Source organism: Streptomyces sp. NPDC002125 (genome assembly GCF_053593715.1).
On sequence record NZ_JBSFDD010000003.1, the window covers coordinates 225,829 to 245,718 of the forward strand.

Annotated in this window: 25 protein-coding genes and 1 pseudogene; all 26 read right to left on the reverse strand. The window is 70.5% G+C overall.

The features are described from left to right. Positions 1–563: pseudogene (locus tag ACWCQM_RS06855) on the reverse strand (phage distal tail protein); the annotation flags it as partial. A 16-nt stretch (positions 564–579) separates the two neighbouring features. Then, the gene (locus ACWCQM_RS06860; RefSeq protein ID WP_450914247.1) at positions 580–4,542 is read right to left on the reverse strand and encodes a phage tail tape measure protein; all 3,963 of its coding nucleotides are present in this window, start codon (positions 4,540–4,542) and stop codon (positions 580–582) included. A gap of 3 nt (positions 4,543–4,545) precedes the next feature. Beyond that, a complete protein-coding gene (locus tag ACWCQM_RS06865) occupies positions 4,546–4,818 on the reverse strand; it encodes a hypothetical protein (RefSeq protein ID WP_450914248.1) in 273 nt (90 codons plus the stop codon). Positions 4,819–4,865: 47 nt separating this feature from the next. Then, a complete protein-coding gene (locus tag ACWCQM_RS06870) occupies positions 4,866–5,387 on the reverse strand; it encodes a hypothetical protein (protein ID WP_450914249.1) in 522 nt (173 codons plus the stop codon). Then, the gene (locus ACWCQM_RS06875) at positions 5,387–5,866 is read right to left on the reverse strand and encodes a phage tail tube protein (protein WP_450914250.1); all 480 of its coding nucleotides are present in this window, start codon (positions 5,864–5,866) and stop codon (positions 5,387–5,389) included. Before ACWCQM_RS06875 ends, ACWCQM_RS06870 begins: the two co-directional genes overlap by 1 nt. Positions 5,867–5,930: 64 nt before the next feature. Then, a complete protein-coding gene (locus ACWCQM_RS06880; protein ID WP_450914251.1) occupies positions 5,931–6,260 on the reverse strand; it encodes a hypothetical protein in 330 nt (109 codons plus the stop codon). 12 nt (positions 6,261–6,272) lie between these two features. Beyond that, complete coding sequence (locus tag ACWCQM_RS06885; RefSeq protein WP_450914252.1) at positions 6,273–6,644, reverse strand: hypothetical protein; 372 nt, start codon at positions 6,642–6,644, stop codon at positions 6,273–6,275. A gap of 29 nt (positions 6,645–6,673) precedes the next feature. Beyond that, a complete protein-coding gene (locus ACWCQM_RS06890) occupies positions 6,674–7,081 on the reverse strand; it encodes a hypothetical protein (RefSeq protein WP_450914253.1) in 408 nt (135 codons plus the stop codon). Then, positions 7,078–7,488 carry a DUF6093 family protein gene (locus ACWCQM_RS06895; protein WP_450914254.1) on the reverse strand — a complete coding sequence of 137 codons (411 nt, stop codon included), beginning with the start codon at positions 7,486–7,488 and terminating at the stop codon, positions 7,078–7,080. Before ACWCQM_RS06895 ends, ACWCQM_RS06890 begins: the two co-directional genes overlap by 4 nt. Next, positions 7,485–7,853, reverse strand: coding sequence for a hypothetical protein (locus ACWCQM_RS06900; RefSeq protein ID WP_450914255.1), 369 nt, complete (start codon positions 7,851–7,853; stop codon positions 7,485–7,487). The genes ACWCQM_RS06895 and ACWCQM_RS06900 overlap by 4 nt, the downstream gene beginning before the upstream one ends. Positions 7,854–7,856: 3 nt before the next feature. After that, positions 7,857–8,174 carry a hypothetical protein gene (locus ACWCQM_RS06905; RefSeq protein ID WP_450914256.1) on the reverse strand — a complete coding sequence of 106 codons (318 nt, stop codon included), beginning with the start codon at positions 8,172–8,174 and terminating at the stop codon, positions 7,857–7,859. A 13-nt stretch (positions 8,175–8,187) separates the two neighbouring features. Then, positions 8,188–9,144 (reverse strand): SU10 major capsid protein, encoded by a 957-nt coding sequence (locus ACWCQM_RS06910; RefSeq protein ID WP_450914257.1) that lies wholly within the window; start codon positions 9,142–9,144, stop codon positions 8,188–8,190. Positions 9,145–9,190: 46 nt separating this feature from the next. Next, positions 9,191–9,841, reverse strand: coding sequence for a hypothetical protein (locus ACWCQM_RS06915; protein ID WP_450914258.1), 651 nt, complete (start codon positions 9,839–9,841; stop codon positions 9,191–9,193). Between the two features lie 47 nt (positions 9,842–9,888). Continuing rightward, the gene (locus tag ACWCQM_RS06920) at positions 9,889–10,887 is read right to left on the reverse strand and encodes a VG15 protein (RefSeq protein ID WP_450914259.1); all 999 of its coding nucleotides are present in this window, start codon (positions 10,885–10,887) and stop codon (positions 9,889–9,891) included. 18 nt (positions 10,888–10,905) lie between these two features. After that, positions 10,906–12,324, reverse strand: coding sequence for a phage portal protein (locus ACWCQM_RS06925; RefSeq protein ID WP_450914260.1), 1,419 nt, complete (start codon positions 12,322–12,324; stop codon positions 10,906–10,908). A gap of 4 nt (positions 12,325–12,328) precedes the next feature. Then, positions 12,329–13,969: a hypothetical protein gene (locus ACWCQM_RS06930; protein ID WP_450914261.1), complete on the reverse strand. Its 1,641-nt coding sequence runs from the start codon at positions 13,967–13,969 to the stop codon at positions 12,329–12,331. After that, positions 13,956–14,420 carry a hypothetical protein gene (locus ACWCQM_RS06935; protein WP_450914262.1) on the reverse strand — a complete coding sequence of 155 codons (465 nt, stop codon included), beginning with the start codon at positions 14,418–14,420 and terminating at the stop codon, positions 13,956–13,958. The genes ACWCQM_RS06930 and ACWCQM_RS06935 overlap by 14 nt, the downstream gene beginning before the upstream one ends. A gap of 208 nt (positions 14,421–14,628) precedes the next feature. After that, entirely contained in the window at positions 14,629–14,847 is a 219-nt protein-coding gene (locus ACWCQM_RS06940; protein ID WP_450914263.1) for a hypothetical protein, read from the reverse strand. Positions 14,848–15,297: 450 nt separating this feature from the next. Next, the gene (locus ACWCQM_RS06945; protein ID WP_450914264.1) at positions 15,298–15,663 is read right to left on the reverse strand and encodes a hypothetical protein; all 366 of its coding nucleotides are present in this window, start codon (positions 15,661–15,663) and stop codon (positions 15,298–15,300) included. Between the two features lie 65 nt (positions 15,664–15,728). After that, the gene (locus tag ACWCQM_RS06950; RefSeq protein WP_450914265.1) at positions 15,729–15,980 is read right to left on the reverse strand and encodes a MerR family transcriptional regulator; all 252 of its coding nucleotides are present in this window, start codon (positions 15,978–15,980) and stop codon (positions 15,729–15,731) included. A 327-nt stretch (positions 15,981–16,307) separates the two neighbouring features. Continuing rightward, positions 16,308–17,147, reverse strand: coding sequence for a hypothetical protein (locus tag ACWCQM_RS06955; protein WP_450914266.1), 840 nt, complete (start codon positions 17,145–17,147; stop codon positions 16,308–16,310). Between the two features lies 1 nt (position 17,148). Continuing rightward, positions 17,149–17,595 (reverse strand): hypothetical protein, encoded by a 447-nt coding sequence (locus ACWCQM_RS06960; protein ID WP_450914267.1) that lies wholly within the window; start codon positions 17,593–17,595, stop codon positions 17,149–17,151. Between the two features lie 12 nt (positions 17,596–17,607). Next, positions 17,608–18,258, reverse strand: a complete 651-nt coding sequence (locus ACWCQM_RS06965) for a hypothetical protein (protein ID WP_450914268.1) — start codon at positions 18,256–18,258, stop codon at positions 17,608–17,610. Beyond that, positions 18,255–19,319 (reverse strand): protein transporter Sec31, encoded by a 1,065-nt coding sequence (locus ACWCQM_RS06970; RefSeq protein ID WP_450914269.1) that lies wholly within the window; start codon positions 19,317–19,319, stop codon positions 18,255–18,257. The genes ACWCQM_RS06965 and ACWCQM_RS06970 overlap by 4 nt, the downstream gene beginning before the upstream one ends. Positions 19,320–19,385: 66 nt before the next feature. Beyond that, positions 19,386–19,544 (reverse strand): hypothetical protein, encoded by a 159-nt coding sequence (locus ACWCQM_RS06975; protein WP_450914270.1) that lies wholly within the window; start codon positions 19,542–19,544, stop codon positions 19,386–19,388. Further along, on the reverse strand, positions 19,544–19,888 hold the full coding sequence (locus ACWCQM_RS06980; protein WP_450914271.1) for a hypothetical protein: 345 nt from the start codon (positions 19,886–19,888) through the stop codon (positions 19,544–19,546). Before ACWCQM_RS06980 ends, ACWCQM_RS06975 begins: the two co-directional genes overlap by 1 nt. Positions 19,889–19,890 lie beyond the last annotated feature (2 nt).

The window sequence follows — 19,890 nt, forward strand, 5'->3', positions numbered from 1 at the left end:
GCGGCCGTCCCGGCGTTGACCGCGGTGATCTGCCCGGACGCGGTGGTGGCATCCAGCGTCACCGGCAGGGTGACCGGCGGAGTGATGCCCCCGGTGGACATCGGCAGCCCGGCTGTCTCCGCGTGCTCGTCGACTCCGTAGCGGCGCGGGTCCGCGGCCGTCACCAGCAGGCTGTACGACGCGATTGTGTCGGTCACGTACTGGATGATCGGCCGCCCCGACCGGCGTACTACCGCCCTTTTCCACACCGCTTCCTGGACGACCAGCACGGTGTCGGTGAGTGCGGCCGCCGCCCGGGCCCGCTCCATCGCCTCCTCCAGCGCGGTGCGGTCCGGTGCGATGATCAGCCCCTCCAGCGTCATCGGCCGCTCGGCCAGGTACACCGGGGTGAACCACGCCCCGTGGTCCCCCTCCCTGCGCTGCACCTCCGACCGGGCGTCGGAGGAATCCCAGCCCTCCAACTTCTGGAGGCGCCAGGCCACTCCCTTGCCGTCGACCCCGCCCAGTGGGAGCTCGCCAAGGTCTGCCCGCAGGCCGCCCAGGTCCTGGCCCGGTGTGTACATCCGTCCCGCCCCCTTCTCAGCCGATCAGCTGCATGTGACGGGCCACGTCCATGGCCTGCTCGGCGCTGGACTGCTTCGCGCCGTACAGGTGGACCTCGTTGTGGGTGGTGATCTGCTGCGTGCCCGGCACCGACCGTGCCGGGCCGCCCCACCGACCGGCGGGGCGTGCGTCGTACCCGAGCATTCGGGCCGTCGTCGCGAGCAGCGCCCGCGACCGCGCGGATCCGTTGATCGGGATGTACGCCTCGGGGATCTTCGCCTCACCAGCGATGACCGTTGGCGAGCGGAGAATCCCGCCGGCCGCCATGGCCACAGTCCCGCCCTGCCCCGCCCACTGCCGTAGAAATTCGTCCTTGTACGGGCCGGGCAGGCTGTTGATCTGCGCCATCATCCGGGGCACCAGCGCCTTGACCGTGGCCGTGTCCAGCCCGGCCGCGATCAGCTCGGCGTACCCGGCGCCCGACTTCCCCCGCAGGGTGGACAGCAGGACGAGGGAGTTCACCAGGTCGTCCCCTGTCAGGGCCGCCTGCTGCGCCTTGACTGCGGCGGAGGCTGCGGACACGTCCTTGGCCGAGCCGGAGGCGGCTTGCCGGGCCAGAGCCATGGCCGAGGAGTCGCCCTGTGCGGCCAGGGCCTGCGCCAGGTCCCCGAACCCGCGCGCCGCGAGGCTCTGCAGGTCCTTCGCGAACTGATTGGACTCCTTGGTGGACGCCCCGAGCTGCTTCGTGAAATCGGCCAGGGTCGCCTTCGCGATCTCCCCGGTGGCCTGAAGCTTCTTGATGATGTCGTTGAACTGCTTGGTGTTCGCCCCAGCCAGGGAGTTGACCAGCGCGTAGCCCTCCTCGCCCATGCCCGCAAGCATGTCCGCAACGTCCTGCCCACCCCGCCGGGCGATCTGGGCCAGGTTGTTGCGCCACTTCGTGGTCGCAGCCAGGGACTTGGTGAGCTGCAGCTGGTACGCGGACAGGTTGAACGTCTTCGGGGCCTGTGCGCCGGCCTTCAGGCCGAGCGCCTTGTCGTACACCTTCACGTCGGCGTACTCCTCGGCGACCTTGCGGCGCGCCGCGTCGCGCTCCTTCTTCGTCGACTTCTTGTCCTTCAGGACCTTGGTGAGCTCCTTGACCGCGTCCTTGTACTCCGCCCACGCGTCCTTGAGCTTGCCGACCAGGTCGGTGTACCGCTCCATGCCGTCACCCTGGCCGCCGAGCGCCGGGGTGCTGGTGGGCGAGTAGGTGAACCCGTTCAGGCCGCCGGAGGCGTACCACTCGACCCGGCCCCCGAGGCGGCTGACAGTCTCCGCAGCGATCGCGCGCGAGCGGGGACGCTTCGACTGGGCGAGCGGGATGTATGCCTCGCCGCCGGTCTCACGCTCCGCCCATACACGCATCGCGCCGGCAGGGGCGATCTGGGCGACGTGGTTCTCCCGAACACCCCCGTTCGCGTAGTAGTCGACGACGGCGCCCCGGGCGTGCGACTGGATCATGTCCGGCACGCCGTTGGCGTCCGAGTCGGAGGCGGTGGCCTTGAGGTACACCCCGATACCCACGGGCTTGCCCTGGATCCCGTTGATGGCCCGCTGAATCGCACCGACCTGAGAGATCGGCGTCCCCGTCGGCACGGTCACCGACACCGAGCCGTCCTTCATGTGCGTGACCTTGAACCCGAGCGTCTTGAGCTGCTTCTCGGCGCCGCTAGTCAGCGCCTTCATCGTGAAGGACTTGCCCTTGGTGCCCCGGATCTTCGCCTGCACCGCCTGCAGGTCCTTCACGGCCGCCGCGGTGTCGGCGGACACCTTCGTTGTGGCCGCGTCCGGCAGCTGCAGGTACGCCGACGTGAGCTTGTCGATGGCGTCCTTCGAGAAGCCCGCGGCGTCCATCTGCTTGCGCAGGAGGCCCACGTTCTTCTCCAGGACCGCCTGCCCCTGCTCCTGGCTCCCGGTCTGCTCGGCCACCGACTGGGCGTACTCCATGGCGCCCTTGGCCGCGTCCAGGAACGCGCCCTTGACCGCGCGCCCCTTCTCCGTGGTCACGTCAAGGCTGGTGCCGTTTTCCTTCACGGCCTCGCTGAGGTCAGCCAGCGACTTCCGGAATCCGATCTCCTGCTCAGCGGTCGAGATGGCAACGCCGTTCAGGGTCTTCAGCGCGTCGGCGAGCTTCTCCGCCTCGGTGCGCTGGTCCTTCATCTGGTCCGCGGTCATCTCGGCCGCGTCGCCCAGGCCGGCCTGACTCTGCGCCGCGAGCTTCTGCTGGGTGTCCGCCCCGGACAGCGCCTCGGCGTACTGCGGCAGCAGCGTGCGCAGCTTCTCCGTGCTGGTGCCCTGCGCCTCGGCCTCGGCGGCCATCTGCCCGAATGCCTTTGCGGCGACATCCGCACTTCCGGCGCTGACGAGACCAGCCAGAGCCTCATCCAGACTCTTGACGTTCTCCCGCGCCTTGGTCAGCTCGTAGCTGTCAGAGCCGAGATGGGTGATGTTGTACAGCGAGTCGCCGATGCGGTCCAGGGTCCCGGCATGCGCGATGCGGGACACGGAGATCCCGAATTTGTCGAGGTCCTCGCCGAACGCCTTGGTGAGCTCGCCGCCCGCCTTGCCCTTGAGCGCCAGGTCGACCAGCGAGTTGGTGAGCTTGGTGACGTTCGGCGGCGCCTCGTCGAACTGCTTCATCATCGTCTCGACGCCGTAGCTGACCGCCGCGAGCCCGGCCACGACGAGCGTCATGCGGCCGAGCATCATCATGGCGGACCGCACGGTGGTTGCCGTGACACCCATCGCGGTCAGGGCCGCCCGGGTCGCGGCGATCCTCGGCAGGAGCAGCAGGAAGGCGCCGCCCACGAGCGCCACGGCGCCGCCGACTCCCATGAACCCGGTCACCGTGTGCTGCAGGCCCGGTGGGAGGCTGTTGTAGGCGTTGACCAGCGCGGTGATCCACTGCGTCATCTCGCGCAGGGTCCCGTTCGCTGCGGATCCGCCCTCGATGAGCGCGACCTCCAGGGCGCCCTTGAGGCGCTCCAGGTCACCAATCAGGTTGTCCGTCTGGACAGCGGCCATGCGCTGGGCGGCGCCAGCGTCGTCCACGCTGGTGACGTACCGGTTGATGCCCTCGGACCCGAGCTCGTACAGGATCGTCGCCGACCGGACAGCGTCCGCACCGAAAATGGTGGCCATCGCCGAGTTCCGGGCCTCGGGGGTGAGCTTGCTGAAGCTGGTCTTCATGCGGCCGGCCATCTCGGACAGGCCGACAAATTTCCCGCGGGAGTCGTAGGCCGTGAAACCGATCGCCTCCATGGCGAGCTCGGCCTCTTTGGACTGCGGCACCAGGCGCTGCAACATCACCTTGAGGGACGTACCGGCGTCCGAGCCGATGAGGGCGTGGTCGGCGAAAGCCGCCAGAGTTCCGACGGTGTCCTCGATGGACAGGCCCGTCTGGTGGGCGAGGAGCCCGCCCATGCGCAGGGACATGCCGAGCCCGTGGACGTCGGCTGCGCTCTTGTTCGCGCCTGCGGCGAGGAGGTCCGCGATGTGGCTGACGTCCCGGCCCGCCAACCCGAAGGTGTTCATCGCCTGGGCGCTGACGACTGCGGCCTCGGTGAGGTCGACCTGGCCGGACGCGGCGAGGGCCAGCGCGCCCTTGAGCGCGCCGCCGATGATGTTGGCGGTGGAGATGCCCGCGCGCGCCAGCTCGGCCTCGGCGTTCGCCGCCTCGGTGGCCGTGAAGCTGGTGGTCTTGCCGGCCTCGAGCGCCGCCGCGCGGAGCTTGCCCATCTCGGTCGCGTTGGCCCCGGTGACCGCCCGAACGTTGGACAGTGCCTTGTCGAATCGGGCTGCAGCCGCTGCGGCCACCGCGAAACCGGCGAGCATCGTGGCGCCGGCCGCAGCGCCCGCGTTGGCCAGTCGAGAGGTGGTGTCAGAGGCCTGCCGCATGCCGCGGGTGTAGTTGCTGATGTCGGCGCGGAGCCGGACGGTGACAGTACGGACGGCCACGGTTCACCTCCCCTTCTTGTTCTTGCGGTGCTCCAGATGGACGTGGAGCCCGTCAGCCGAGCCCTTCTGATCCTGGTGAGCGCGGACGGTCTTCGCCGAGGTCGCACAGGAGTGGCACATGATCAACTCGGCCGTGTACTCGAATTCGTTCGCCGGGTCGGTGGCCTCTGACCATGCCTGTCCGCAGTCCGGACACGTGTCCGCCTCGATCTCCTTCAGGGCCAGGGCCCACGCCCGGTCCTCCTCGGTGAACAGCGGCTCTCCAGGAGCCACCACCCGCCCGAGGAACACCGAGCGCGGCACGCCCCAGTCGCGCGCGGTTTCTACTTCTCGCCGCCAACGGCCGCCGCCAGGAGAGCGGAGGCGGCCAACGAGAAAGGGGCGAGACCCGAGCTGTTGTGGACGTCCCACGCGGTGTCGAACAGCCGCTTGATGTCGCCCTGGCTGATGACCTCGAACAGCGCCTTCACGTCGTCCTCAGCCATCTCCGGGTCGATCGCCGAGGCGGCGATCAGGGCCCGTGGGAACGTCACCGAGTCGAAGCCCTCGTTGGGATCCTTCGACGGGTGGGCGGCCAGCAGGCTGGAGTACGCCTCGTCGCCGATGTATCGAAAGCGGAACACCGCCTCGGAGGTCTTCGCCTTCTGCCGGAGCTTCGCGATCTGCTCGCTGATCTTCCGACCCGGGTGCTGCTCGGTCAGGTCGGTCGGCTGCCAGTCCTCCGACACCTGGAGCAGCTCGGCCTCCAGGCGCTCGATCTCCCCGGCGGTCTGACCGTCGAGGAGGACCGTCGTGCTGCCCTCGCGCGGCTTGGCCTTGGCGAGCAGGGCCTTGATGTCGGGCATCAGGCCACCGTCGCGGCGGTCGCCGGAACGTCCGTCACCCGCATCGGGCTGGTGAACTTCATGACCTCGTTGGCGGCCGGGGAGTTGTTCGCGGGCTCCCCGCAGGTGATCGGGTACACCTCGGCCTTCTGGCCGACCGCCCACGCCGTGGCGAAGTCGACGCCACGGCGCACCGCGAGGAACCCGCCGACGCCGTACTTCAGGGTGGTGTAGGGCGCGTCGTCCGTAGGGTTGTCGCCCCGCTTGAACGTGAGCTCCACGTCGAAGCCGACCCTGCCGACGGTCTTGGTGTCGAACTTGCTGGCCAGCGAGGACGTGTCGACGTCGGCCGTGGTCGGGTCCAGCTTGAGCCCGTCCGGGGTGATCCGCTTCGTGTAGTCCGCGCCCGCGTTCAGCTCGGCCACGGTCGGGGCGTTGATGTTCGCGCAGGTGGCCATCCACACCACGCGGGTCTTTCCGTCAGAGATCAGGTCAGCCATTGGGCCCTCCAGGGCATAAGAGAAGCCCCGGCCGGCGGCGCGGGGCGTACGGGGCGGGTGGGGGTCAGATGCGCAGCGAGGCGACCGTCACCGTGGTCGCCGAGGAGTACCCGACGGCGCACAGGCCATCACTCGCGTTCTGGAGCAGATCGGCGGGGAGCGGGCCGACCATGCGCTCACCGGACGCCGGGACACTGACGGTGACGTTCGCGGCGGCCTGGCCACGCACGGTGGCGGTGGACGTCAAGGTCACCGTGATGGGGCTGGCCGCGCCGTTCTTCACGTGAATGAAGTTGCGGTCACCGCACTCGACTTTGTCTCCGCCGCCGGCCGCCGCGGTGTAGGTAGGGGCGAGGCCGCCGAGGGCCACGGTCTGGGTGGCGAGGGTCGCCATGAGGGTCTCCGATCAGGAGGGGATGGACTGGATGAGGTAGAGCACCGGCACGTACCACAGGGGCGGGGCCATGTCGTCGTCGCGCTGCAGCGGGGGGCCGCCCTGGTCCTCCGGCTGCCATGCCAGGCGGCCCGCCACGGTCAGCGGGCGGTCCAGGGCCTTGCGGGTCTGGTCCGCGACCCACATGGCGCGCTCAGGGTCCCCGCCCACGCACGTGATCTGGCACAGGTGGCGGAAATCCGTGCGCTCCCCGCCGAGGGACGCGCGGCCGGCCACCCCGGGGTCGGGGTAGAGGACTGCGAACTTGTCCGGCGGGGTCCAGATGCCGCCGGGTGTGCCGCCGATGTAGACGGTCAGCCCTCGGTCCTCGAGGGCCTGCTTCACAGCATCGACGTGGGGAAGGACGGTCGGTGTCACCACCAGGTCAGCCCCCTCTGCTGGATCAGCGCCATCTGAGCCTCGAACGCCAGCAGTTCGTTGATCAGGGCCCGGCCGCCGTCGTTGTGCGGCGGGTTCTTCACCGACCCGTACTCCAGGATGTTGCCAAGGGCGCCCTGGGGGCCGCCCTTGTCCGGGCCGATGATGGCCAGCAGCTGGTCAGGGCCGAAGGCGAGCAGGTCGAACCCGATGGTCCGCGGGTAGTACGGAGCATGCTTCGGGGCGGACGCGCGAGCATTCGCCCGCCACTCGTTCTTGATGTTCAGCGCGCCGCGCATCATGACGGCCCGGGTGTCGCGGCGCGCCTCCGGCACTACCCGAGCCAGATGGGTGCGCAGCCGCTGGACATCGCGCATGTCGAACGGGTTCCGCCCGCTGGTCACGAGCGGTCCTCGGTGCTGATCCGCCACCCGGTGGCCTGCCCGGAGAACTGCGACGACGCCACCCACAGGACCAGGCCCGTCATCCGCTGGTCCTCGGAGGCCAGGACTTCCACCCGCGCGCCGGCCAGCAGGCGGGTACCCGAGGGCAGCCCAGTCGCCCACGGCAGGATGACCTCGAACTCCCGGAGGACGACCTCCCGCTCACCGGCCTGCGTGTCCTCGCCGGTGGACTGGGACACCGGTTTCACCCGGGCCCGCCCCTCGTAGAGAACCGTCACCGGGCCCGGCACGGTGGTGCCCGACTCCCGGTCGAAGACGTCCTCGCCCTGGGTGTAAAGCCGCACCGTGTCGAGCATGCGGGCCTCCGACGCGGCCCGACCCCGGGCGAGGGCTTCCGCGATGCTCACGGCGTCACCGCCGGCGCCCCGGGGACGATGGAGAACGCGGCGCCGCCCCCGGGCGCGGGCCGGAGCTCCTCTACCTCGGCCTGGGTGAGGTAGATCTCCCCTGTCGAGCGGGAGGAGTCGATCGTGTACGAGTAGTCGTCGATCGACTCCTGCCGCTTGCCAGACGGGTTGTCGAGCTTGCGCAGCACCATGGCGCAGCAGACCTTCTTGGAGATCGCTGTCGGCGTGGTGGCGTACCGCGGGAACCGGTCGAGGATGACGGCGGTGGCGTCGTCGAGGAAGACGGGGGCCTGGCGCTCCTCGACGGCCGTCAGGTCACGGCCGAGCCGGTCCGCCAGGTCCTCCAAGGTGGCCAGGGCCGCCATCGGTCACTCCTTCGGGTCGGCGTCCGCGTACTGCTCCGCCAGCTGGTCGCGGGTCAGTGCGGACGCCTCTTCCTCGGTGGCCCCGACCTTGACCGCCCAGGCCACCCAGTCGTCCTTCGATGCCCGCTTCGACGGGGCCCTGTCGCCGGCAGGCTCGCCGCCCCCGGTCTCGGTGATGCCCTCGGATTCGGGCAGGGACCGCAGCCGCTTGGCCACGGCCGCATCCGACGTCTCGAACCGTCCGTCCTCGAAGCGTGCCCACACCCCGTCGTCGTCCTGGAGGGTGAGTGCCGGATAGGTGCTGCTGGTGAATGTCGCCATGGTGGCGGTCTCCTTAGCTGAGGTCCTTGATGACGCCGTGGTAGGTCTCGGGGCCGTACTCCAGGCCGACCTCGCCGTACAGCTGCCACTTCTCGGCCGCACCGGTCTTGGCGAGCTGCTCGGCGAACAGCAGGCCCTTGCCGGGGATCTCCAGCCACACCGGGGCGCAGACGGAGAGGTCGACGACAGCGACCTGCCCGGTCGGCATCCACCGGTCGAGCATTACGCCGAACGTCCCGAAGTCCGTGACGAGCGTGTCGACGGCGACGCCACCGATGTTGCGGGTCATGGTCGGCTGGTTGAGCGAACCGGTGCCGTAGAGGTTGGACAGGGCAACCTTCTGCGCCGGCCCGACCATGAACACGGTCGACTCCTGCGGCAGCTTCGCGCCGGCGGCGAACATCGCGGCCAGCTGCGCGTCAACGATCGCCTTCGAGATGGCGCGCGGGGTGCCGCCGTTCGCGTTGACGTTCGTCGTGATCGCGGTCAGCAGGCCACGGGTCTTGCGGGCGGTCGCGTTGTTCGCGGGCTTCGCGTAGGTGCCGGTCAGGAACGACATCTCCACGTCGACCGCCATCGACTCCAGCTCGGTGGTGATCTGCATGGTCAGCTCGTCGTTGACCGGGTTGTCGTCCGCCCCGATGTTGACCCCGGAGTACATGCCGGTGGCGGCCTGCCGGGTGTAGGACACCTCGATCGCGGAGTGGTGGATCTCCACCACGTTGGAGACGTTCGACCGGGACCGGGCGACCGCCGTCGGGGCGTTGGCCCCTTCGACGACCGCGTTACCGGCGGTCGACGTGCGGCGGTCCACGGTCTGCCACTCGAACTCGACCGACTTGGTCCGCTTCCCGCCGGACAGGCCGCCGATCGCGGCCAGGAACGGCGTCTCGGTCGGCGTGACCGTGTAGAGCTGACCGTGGTAGTTCGGCAGGTTGAAGGTCGTGCCCTGCCCGGAAACTGCACCCATGGGGTTGTCCTCTCAAAAGGGTGAGGGCCCGGCCTGGTGGCCTGCCCTACTTGGTCTTCGTGATCTCGCGCAGCTGCTGCGTCTTGAGCGCCATCACGAGCTTTGTGTTCCCGGCCTTCTCCGCCTCGGCGATCTGTCCGTCGAGGGTCGGAGTCCCGCCGGGGCGGGCGCCCTGGGCCGGGTCCGGGGCGGGAACGCGCGGAGCTGCGGGCCCGGCCGCCCAGTGCGGCTTGCGCTCCAGCAGCCCGTCCAGAGCCGCTGTGATCGCGTCGCTGTCAACAGCCCCGCCCTCAGTGAGGAACGAGCCGCTGGCGAGAGCGTCCACGGCGTCCTGCGGGTCCTGGAACCGGCCGGCCGCGAGTGCCTGAACCGACGCGGACACGGCCAGCCTCGTGGCCTGCTCAGCACGCGTCTCCGCCGCCTTCAGCGCGTCCGCCTGCCGCTCGGCCTCGGTCTTGTCCCGGTCCTCGTACTCCCGCAGCCGGGTGGCCTGCTCGGCGCGCTCTTTCTCCGCCGTCTTCGCGCGGGCCTTCCACTCGGCCAGCGCCTTCTCACCGGCGGGGCCCAGGGGGACGTCCGCGGGCGGTTCCCCGGCCGAGGCCGGAGGGTTGGCGGGGGGAGCCGGGTTCGGTTCGGCCGGCGGCGGGTTGCCCGCGCCCGGGTCCGTGATCGGTTCGGTCGGTGTGGGTGTGCTCATCAGTGCTCCCGTTGCAGGAGGTTGCGACCGTCGGCATTGCGCCGGGGTCAGGTCAGGTAGCCGTAGCGCCGCAGCATGCGCACCGCGTCCTCACGGCTCGTGGCGATACGGAAGATCTCTTCGGGCATCAGCCGTGCGGACCGGAGCCGGAAGGCCCGGTCGACGTCCGCCGTGATTTCCCCGGCGTCCAGCGCGCGGCGCCGCTCCACATGCCAGTACCGGCTGCCGCGCCGGGTGCCCATGCGCGTCGCGGTGCCCGCGGCATTCATGCCACGCCTCGCGTTGACGACCTGGCCCATGTCCGCGCCCTCGCGAATGGCACGGGCCCCGGCGTCACCGAAGATGCGGCGCTGCTCGGCAGCCGAAAGGCTGTTGAAGTACGCCCGCGGGTCGAGGAAGCCTGAGCCCTGGTCCGCGCCCGCACGGCCACGGTGCTGGTTCCGGGCGATCAGGGTGGTCGGCAGGTGAATGCAGTCGCACTTCGGGTGCCGCTGGAAACCGGTGTTCCACCCGAACTCTTTACCGGCCAGAATCACGCACCGGGAGCAGGCCGGAGGCTGGACCACCCGGACGTAGCCCTGGATCGTGCGCCGCCCGGCCATACCGGAGGCAACCGCGCCACGGCCGGCATCCGCGACCTGCGTGCTCGTGATCCGCAACGCTGACGCCAGCGACCCGCGGGCCGCATCCTGCATTGACTGCCCAGCCAGCAACCGCACTTTCCAGTCGATGATCGGCTGGTACAGCAGAGACAGCAGCGGTCGCCCGTCCGACGCGATCCCGCCGAACGCCGACGCCCGCACCGCACCGGCCGCCGCGGCTTCGGCGCCCTCGGCGGCCTGCACGGCGTCGAGGTAGGCATCGGCCAGCGCCGCCGCCGCGACCTGCTGCGCCGTCAGGGCCTGCTCCAGCGCGGGGGCCAGGGCCGCCCAGGAGCCGGTCAGGTCACCCCGGTCGAGCTGCCGCCACAGGGCCTGCACCTGGTTTGTGGCACGCCGCACGATCCGCTGCTGCGCCCGGTACTGGGCGGTGGCGACGGCCCGCACGTCCTGGGAGACCATCGCCTACTCCAGAGCCGGGATCTCGGCGGGCTCGGGCTCCGGCTTGGGGCCGAAGCCGGCCGCCAGGTCGTCACCCATGGCCCGGTCGAGGGCAGCCTGGTCCATCTGCCGCATCCGCTGCCGCTGCACCGCGGTGTACCCGAGGTCCTCACGGGCCTGCTCAACCGGCAGAATGCCCGACGCCACCAGCTTCGTGACCGCGTCAGCCTTCTGCGCGTAGGTCGGCGTCGCCGGGTCCCGCCACAAGGTCTCCAGCGACCGTGCGCGCGGGTCCCAGCGCCCGTCCCGGATACGCAGGACCAGCCGGTTCATCTGCTCGTAGGAGCCACCGAGCGGCCGGTGCCGCCGCTCGGCACGCTTGATGAGCCGCGTCTCAGCCGACCGGATCGCGTCCGCCGACGGCGGGTTGTTCGTGTCCAGGCCCATGTAGTTCGGCGGCAGACCGGCCAGAGACGCCACCAGGCGGGCCAGGAGCTCGATCGTCTGGTGGAAGTTCGACAGCTGGGCTTCGGGGAACTGGATGACGTCGGCGCCGTCGCCGCCCTCACCGGTCTTGCGGTTCTTCACCGTGGCCCAGATGCGGCCGGCCAGACGCGACCAGGCGGAGACGGGGTTGCCGTCCGCGTCCCGGAAGTCGTCCTCGTCGAACCCAAACGCCACCCGGCGGGGCATGGCGTGGTACTCCGAGCTGACCATCATGTCCGTGGCTTCCTTGCACGCCGCGTCGGACAGCGGGATCACGTCGGTCAGTTCGCTGATGCCGCCGGGACGCATCAGCCGCGGCCGGTTCACCAGCGCGACAACGGGCGGTACCTCCAGGCCGTGCTCGTCGCGGTCGACCTCGCGCCACCCGTTCGCGGTGGTCTGCTCGTACCAGTGGGTCACCCCGGGGACGTACAGGGCCGCGTACCGGTCGGTGATCGCGTCGGTGATCGGGTCCTGCTCGTGCCAGCGTTTCAGCGCGGCCCGGACCGCACGGGTCTGCGGGTCCCAGTCGACCTGCATCTGCAACGGCGACTCCACTGTCACCAGCGGCGTGGATGGGTCCTTCTCGTTCGTGCCGACCACCAGGAACGAGCGGCGCATCACCAGCGAATCGACGTGCGCCTGCTGGCTGGCCTCGTCCATCCCGTTGGCCTGCCAGATTTGCCACAGGTCCTCCGCCGCGCTCTCGTCGTCGGCGTACCGGAACCCTTCGACGTCCAGGCGTTCCTCCAGCGCGTCGACGACCAGCCGCGGCCAGTTGATGACGACCTGGCGCAGCTGCTCGCCGAGCTCCTCCAGAAGCTCCGGGTGCAGGTACGCGAGAGGCTGCTGGCCCTCGTAGTAGCGGTTCAGTTCCTCCAGGCCGGGCTTCTGTGCCTCGTGGACCCGGGCCAGGTGGGCCACCCACTCATCGGGGGTGCGGTCCGATGCCTTCACCTCGTCACCTCCGCCCCATCACGATCATTCGCCCGGACTTCTTGGGCTTGGCCTGTCCTGCCGCGATGGCGTCCGACGCCGCCTCGTGGGCGAGCACCGAGCACACGGTCAGGTCGATCTTCTGCAGCACGGACGCCTTGCGGAGCACGTACCGGTTCGACGGCCGCGCGGCTTTGCGGGCGTTCCGGATGTGCGTGGACGTTGTCTCGCACCCGTCGTGCCGGAAGGTGGTCTCGGCTTTCAGTACGTCTGTGAGGAGCGACTCGCACGCCGCGTGCATCTGCACCACCCGCGTCGTGTGCCACTCCGTCACCCGCTTCTCTCCGAAATCGGCCTGCCAGGCGGCTACCTCCGACGTCCAGTACGGCGGGTCGCAGTACGCGCGCACCACGTCGAACCGGGCAAACATCTCCCGGAAGGCCACATCGACCTCCAGCCGGGGGACCTGGCCCTCCCAGTCCGCCGGATTCCACACTGTCGGCAGCCGGTCAGGCCCGTACACCGGGGTGAACTGGTAGCCCTCCAGCGTCTCCGCCCGGATACCGGTCCAGTCGTCCACGTCGGACCCGTCGAACCCGAGGACGACCCGGGTACCGTCCGGGATGGTCTGGATGTCCTTGCGGGCGTCCCAGCGGTCCTGCTGGATCCAGGCACCCATACCGGCGACGATCCGGTTGCCGTAGAAGCGCTCGGCCTCGGCCGGCTCCTTCTCCAGCAGCTCGGCCGCCTCGCCCTCGATAGCGTCGAGGTCGATGTGGTGGCTGCCCTCGTAGACGTGTGCGTGGATACGGCGCCGCTCAGCCTTGTTCGTGTACGAGAGGCCCTTCGGCGGCAACCGGTGGTAGCGGTAGATGTCCACCGAGCTGGACTCCGCGGTCTTCTGCGCCACGCTGTTCTCGCTGGGGTCCCACCCGTTCGTCGTTTCCATCGAACGGCCGGACATGCCGGCCAGGCCGCGGCGCTGGGTGGTCGCGACCTTCGTCATCTTGTTCGTCTCGGTCCAGATCCCGGTCTCGTCCTGCACGACGAAGGTGACCGGGTTGCCCAGGCGGCTCTGCGCGCTGCTGGTGACGACGTCGATCCGCCCGTCGTTCGGCAGCCGGATGAACTGCTCGCCGACCTTCATCAGCTCGGACAGCGGACCGTTGCGGATCATCGCCTGCAGCGGCCGGTACACGTTGTCCGTCTGGTCCTCGGACGTCGCCGTGATCTGGAGCAGCGGAGTCGTCCACGGGCGCCCCAGAGGTTCGCCGGGCTCGTACTCGTACACCCAGCCGCAGCCGCAGCCGTGCTTGCGGCAGTCGTACCGCTCGCCACCCTCTGCCCAGCCCCCGAAGAGGACCGGGCCGACAGCTTCGGCCGCCACGATCCCAGCCGTCCACGGGCCCTTGCCGGACTTCTGCGGGGCGACGACCTGCGCGCGCCGGTAGTGGAACGCGGTGGACAGCTGGCCCACCGTGGCAGTCGGTCGGACCCGGTAGAAGCTCGCCGTGGCCCGGAGTTGCCAGTCGTACATCTCGAACGGCTGCGGCTCGGTGACCAGTCCGCCCACCGACTGGAGTTGGCAGTGCGCAGCGATCCAGTCCGGGACGACGAACAGGGTGGGGAAGTCCAGCGGCCACGTCCCGTCGTCAGCCGCTACCACCAGGCACCGCCCTCAGCCTGGCCCGCGCCGAGTTCGGGGCAGGCTGTACCGGCCCGGCCGGCCGCTCCTCGATCTCCTCGGCCCGGTCGATCCGCCACCGGTTCGCCCGCATCCCCGGCGTCGTCAGCCCGAGACTGTCGGACATCTGCCGGACCAGGGTGCCGACCGTGACCGGGGCGTCCGGAGACTCGGCCTCAGCCAGGCGCCGGACGTACAGGGCCACCTCGATGTCCTGCCCGTACCGTTCCCACATCAGGGCCTGCGGCATCAGCCACAGGCGTTCCCAGAGCGCATCCTCGCGGGCCGTCTGATCCGTCAGGGGCCAGGTGGGCGTTGCGCCCTGGCGGCCCTCGGCGGGCAGGATCGACCATTCGCCGGCGTCGCGTTCCCGGCGCAGGGCGTCGGGGTCGGGGGCCGGTCCGGAGCGTGCGCGTGCACCACCCTTTGCCATGTTGATCACTCCAACTGAGCCGCGTTGCACGGCGAAAGCGCCATCACATTGCGTGACAGCGGAGTATGATCGACACCCCTCGGACCATGATCACGAAGGCTCTGAACCTGGCAAACCTGCCAGCCACCTCCCCGGCGGTCCTTGGGATGATCTTGGTTGGGGCCCCTCCCCGGGGGTGATCATGGGTCGGGATCACCGTGTGTGACGATCACCCGTCGTCGTCGGGCTGCCGGACCGAGTCGGTCTCCAGGGTCTCGGCGATCCGGAGCATGCCGGCGCGCTCGATCCAGCCGAGGCCGTCGGAGTGGGCGAGGCTGAGCCTGGTACCGCCGTCTGCGTCCAGGACCTTCAGCAGCACCAGGGCGCCGGCCACGAGGTCGTCGGGGCCGACGGTCGCTTCGATGCCGAGGGCGTCGATGAAGGTCACCGATCGGGCGTGTTGGCGTGCCCGCGTTCTCGTCCCATCCGGTCACTGGTGCCACCCTCCCGGCTGGTGCCGTGCTGTCTCGCTGCTGTGGCATGGAGGGCAGAGGCCGCGCCCGTGCTTCGGGTCGTCGGGCTCGAGGCCCTGGCTCGCAAGCTCGCGCCGGCTGAGTGGCCAGTGGTCTGCGTGCACGGACGGCTGACCGCATGGTCCGTCGTGTCCGTGCCCCTGCTCGATGCACACGCACCGCGGGTCGCGGGCGAGGACTGCCGGCCGAAACCGGGTCTCGTGTCGCCTGCCGTATCCGCGCTGCCGTGCGCTGCCGCGCCGCTGTTCGGCTTCCCGCCTGTGCTCGGCACAGCGACCGCCTTGGTCGGTGTACTCGGGGCACCCGGGGGTGGAGCAAACGCGCCAGCGCTGGGGCTTGGCCATGGCGTCACCCCCGCGCTGTGGTCAGTGGCTGTAGCTGGCGTCCACGAGGTAGACGGATGCGCCGATCTCGGTGGTCTTCGCGGTGGCGATGGGCTGGCACGCGGTGGCCATGTCCTGCTCGAACCGGTCGACGTCGGTATCGGCGGGCAGTGTGGTCAGCCCGTCGTTCTTGCGGGCGCCGACGAGCATGTCGGCGGCGAGGGCCCAACGCTGGTGGTGGTCCATGGTGGTGAGGTAGTCGCCGCAGGTGGTGCTGCTGTACGGCGTGGGCCACGTCTGCGTGTACTTTCCGGCCGGGGCTGCCGCGCGGTCGCCGGTCGTGCCGCAGCCGGTGAGGCTGAGTGTGAGGGTGGCCGCGAGGGCGGCGAGGGTGTGTCTAGTGCGCATGGTCCCCCCTGGGACTGAACGGTGAGGGGCCATCGTGGCGCAGCGCGGGCGCTGGTGTCCTGGGGTCAGCGGGTCTCGGTCATGCCGACCATGCGCAGGGCTCGGCTGCGGGTGGCGCGTTCGGCTCGGGCGACGTCGGCGAGGGCGTAGAGGCGGGTGCGGCCGTCTTCGGCGAGGCCGGTGGGGGCGAGGTGGCCGCGGCTGCGCCATTGCCGGATGGTGCAGGACTTGATGTGCGCAGCGCCGGCGCTGAGCGCCTGGCGGGCCCTGTCTGCGTGGGCGGCGGCCTGCGCGGCGGTGAGCAGGATGGGGTCCATGGGCCTCCGTCCGGGCATGCGAAAGCCCCCGACGGTTGGTCAGGGGCTCGGTGTGGGCACACGTGTGGCGCTGGCAGCAGTGTGACGCTGATTGCCGATCTTGTCCAGCGGGACGCGGTGCGCCCCGTCCCGACGGGGGGCCGGGGCGGGGGCGCTCGGGTCCAAGAGCAAGCGGTGCCTGGACGTGTCAGACGGTACGGCGCAGCGCTGACAGTCGGGACGCTACTTGGGCTTCGCGGTGCCCTTGCCAGCGGCCTGGGCCTTCTTGGTCTCCTCGTTCTTCCGGGCGAGGTCGCCGATGCTGATCTGCTTCTGGAGTGCCATGGGTCAGGTCCTCTCGGTGTGGAGCACGGTGTGCCGTACGGGGTTGTCGGGGTCGTCGGTGATCACGTACGTGGGGGTGTTGCTCGCGTTGTTGTTGTTGCTCTGACCTGGGACAACAACGCCAACAAGGGGCGGTCCAGGCGTGGGGGAGGGGAGGGGTGGGACGTCGTCCCGGTGGACGCCCTCTCGGCCGCTCACCCCGGGGACCCTCACGCCGGGCCGTACGCGGATACCCACGCGGGCCAGGAGGGCGCGCACGTCGCGGGTGGCCCACGGGGCCTTCTTGGCGCGCGCGGGGAGCACCTCGGCGAGGGCCTTGAGGTGAACGCCGCCGGTGTCCTGCAGGAGGCCGCGCAGCAGGCACGCGACGTCGTCTCGGGTGAGGGTCTCGGCAGGGTCCGGACCAGCCTTCTCCGTCCTCTCCTTCTGCTCGGCGGCCGGCCTCTCGGCGTAGGCGGCGATGTAGCCGAGGGCGATCGAGGTGAGCGCCCAGGCGGCGATGAGGCCGAGGGCGATGTTCGTGGTCCAGGGCAGGCCCTTCGCGACGGCCACGGCGATCAGGAGACCGACCCAGCGGAGCAGGGCCGAGCCCCCGTCGTCCTCCCCCGCCGGGGCCTCAGCCGTCTTCGGCGCGGGCTTGGACTGCTCCCCCGCTGCCTCGGTGGCGGGCTTCCCCTCGCTCTCCCCCGCGAGCTCCTGCGGGGCCTCGGGCGCCTTCTTCGCGGGCTTCTCGGGCGCAGCGGCGGGCTTGGGCTTGGAGTTGCACAGCCAGTTGACGGTGAGGTGGGTGAGACGAGCCCAGCCGACCCATACGGCGGTCCAGAAGCCGATCCAGTACTCCACGTCACGCCCCGACCATCATCGACAGGGCGGCGAAGAACTGGCCAGGCACGGCCCAGATCGACCCGATCCCGGCCATGGGCCAGGTGAACGCGGCGACCAGGGAAAGCACAGCCGCCCGGGCCGGGTTGAGCGGGGCGAAGACCATGAGGACGACCAGGAGGCCGCAGGCTGCACCGATCCCAACCTCTCCGAGGGGCCCGGCCGCTCCGCCGACGCCGAGGCCTGTCCAGCCCTGCTCGACGACCTGCTGCGGGGAAGCCCAGATTTTCCCGGCGGCAATGTAGGCGGATCCGGCGACGAATGCGGTGATGCCCGACCAGAGGGTGTTGAGCTTGCGGGAGCCCTTGCCGATGACGCCGAAGACGAGGATGGCGGTGGCGATCAGGGCGAGGCCTCCGGCGCCGACGTAGTCGAACGTGCCGCCGCTGGCGGCTGCTGCGAGGTACATGACGGGGGTCTCCTAGACGGTGCCGGGCGCGTAGAGGGCCAGGGCGAGGGCGACGGAGCTGACGGGGATGCGGGCGGCCCAGACGAGGGCGGGGCGCAGCGCCGGGGGCATGTAGGGCAGGCCGGGCAGGTAGGAGGCGACGATCCAGCCGACGAAGCCCATGGCGATACCTACGGCGGCCCCCTGCTGTCCGGCGTCGTCCAGGACGCTGCGCATGGCACCGACGAGGCCGAACGCCCACCCGGCGGCTCCTGCGGAGAGGTGGTAGGCGAACCAGAGGCGGAGGCGGCGAAGGCGCTCGGCCGCGCGCTCGGCCGCCGGATCCGGGGCGAGCCACGGAGGTGCGACCGGGGCGGGCTGGTTCACCGTGACGTGGATGCCGGGCGTAGCGGCGAGTTGCTCCTGTGGCGTTGGCTCGGGCGTCTGGGTGGCCGGGCTGCCGAACGGACGCGGGACTACGTGCCACCAGGGGCGTGCGGCCTCGGGCTGCTCCTCCTGGTCGTCTTCCTCGTCCTGGTCCTCGTCGTCCTCGGCGGCGGGCGCCGTGGGTTCGGGGATGACGTGGACCTGTACGAGTGGGGCCGGCGGCTGCTCCTGGTCGGGCGGGGGGCCGTCGATGATGCGGCGCAGCCGGGCGCGCAAGGTCTTCTCGTCGTCGCTCATGCGGAGCGCTCCAGCTCGCGGTTGAGCGTGCGGACGATGGTGGAGCGTGGGACACCTGTCCCGTGGATCTTGTGGACGTAGGACACGACCCTGTCCTTGTCCTGGACACCGGAGGACAGGGCTGTCCTGACGCTGTCCGTGACGCTCTGCCCGGGCGGGGCGATGGAGGGCAGCGTGCCGTCTGACCTGGTGTCTCGCGTGTCCTGCCCGTTGTCCTGGTTGTCCAGGACAGCCAGGACAATGTCCGGGTCGTAGTCCAGGCCGAGGGTGTCGAGGTGGTCCAGGACGTCATCGTGGGACAGGCCCGGGACGGTTGTCCTGATCGCCCGGACAGCGGACAGAACAGTGGGGGACAGCTGTCCCGGCGTGTCCCGGGCGCTGTCTTGCGGCGCGGCCTCCAGCGCCTGCGCAGGGGCGTACACGGCGGCCTGTCCCTCGATCCTGGCGAGGTGGCGGGTCCGTGAGGCGAGCGCGAGGCGCGCGGTGATCTCGGCCTCTTCCTGGATCAGCCACGCCCTGGTGCGCGCGGGCAGCGGCCGGGACTGGTGCCGCATCACAACGGTCCACATCTTCTTCGCGACGGCGGAGACCGCGGCACCGGCAAGGCCGACGTACAGGGCCTCTTCGACGTAGCCGTGGGTGGCGACGACGGCCATGTCCAGGAGCAGGGCCCAGGTGCCGGCCTTTCGGGGCCCGGCTGCGCGGTCGGCGTCATAGCGGGCGAGCCATTCCAGCGCCATGCAGGCCACCCAGGCGATGGCGAATGCGCCGGCGGCCAGGTAGGCGATGGGTGCAACGACTGCCCGGGCGAGGAGGTCTCCGATGCTCGCGACCGACCAGACGACGGCGACGGCAACCAGGACGACGGCTGCGATGGTCACCGCGGTGGTGACGACCTGGTCCCAGTCGCGGGGAGGCACGGGCACCATCGCCTCGTAGTCCTCCTCGACCATCTTGGTCTTGCCGTTCACGGTGTGCGGGACGAGGCGCTGCCGGGTCTCGGTGCGGTATTCGACGCCGGGGAGCAGCTGCTGCTCGACGGGGGTCTGTTCGGTGGTCACGCTGCTCCTCCAGGAGCGAAGAGGCCGGGCCCGTGCGGTGCCGGGCCCGGCCGTGGGGGTGGAGTGTCAGCTGCGGCGGGCGCGGGCGGCCTGCTTGGCCATGGCCTCGCGGGCAGCGGCGCCTGCGGCGTAGTCGCGGCGGCAGGCCTCGATCGTGGCGGGCTCGGAGATGACGCTGCTCGGGCTGCGCTCGGGCGTGACGGGCTGCGCCTGCTGGCGGGCCATCAGACGGTCCTCGCGGCGGAGCGCAGGCAGATGGCCCACTCGCCGCGCGTCCGGGCGCTGGCCCAGAGGTCGGCGGACAGGGCGGACATTGCGCGGCAGGCGGCGTGGTGGGCGATGGCCTGCGGGTAGCCGGACAGGATGCGCTGGTCGGCGCGGGCGAGCGTGCGGCCCCAGCCGGTGATGGTGAGGTCCTGCTCGGGGTGGCGTTCGGTGAGCTGGTCGGCGGCGTGGAGCAGCAGCTGCGCGGCGAGGCTCGGCATCGAGGTGAGCTCGTGCACGCGGGCGTCCAGCTCGGTGCGGGCTGCCGGGATACCGGCCCCGCGGATACGATCGGTCACGGTCATCA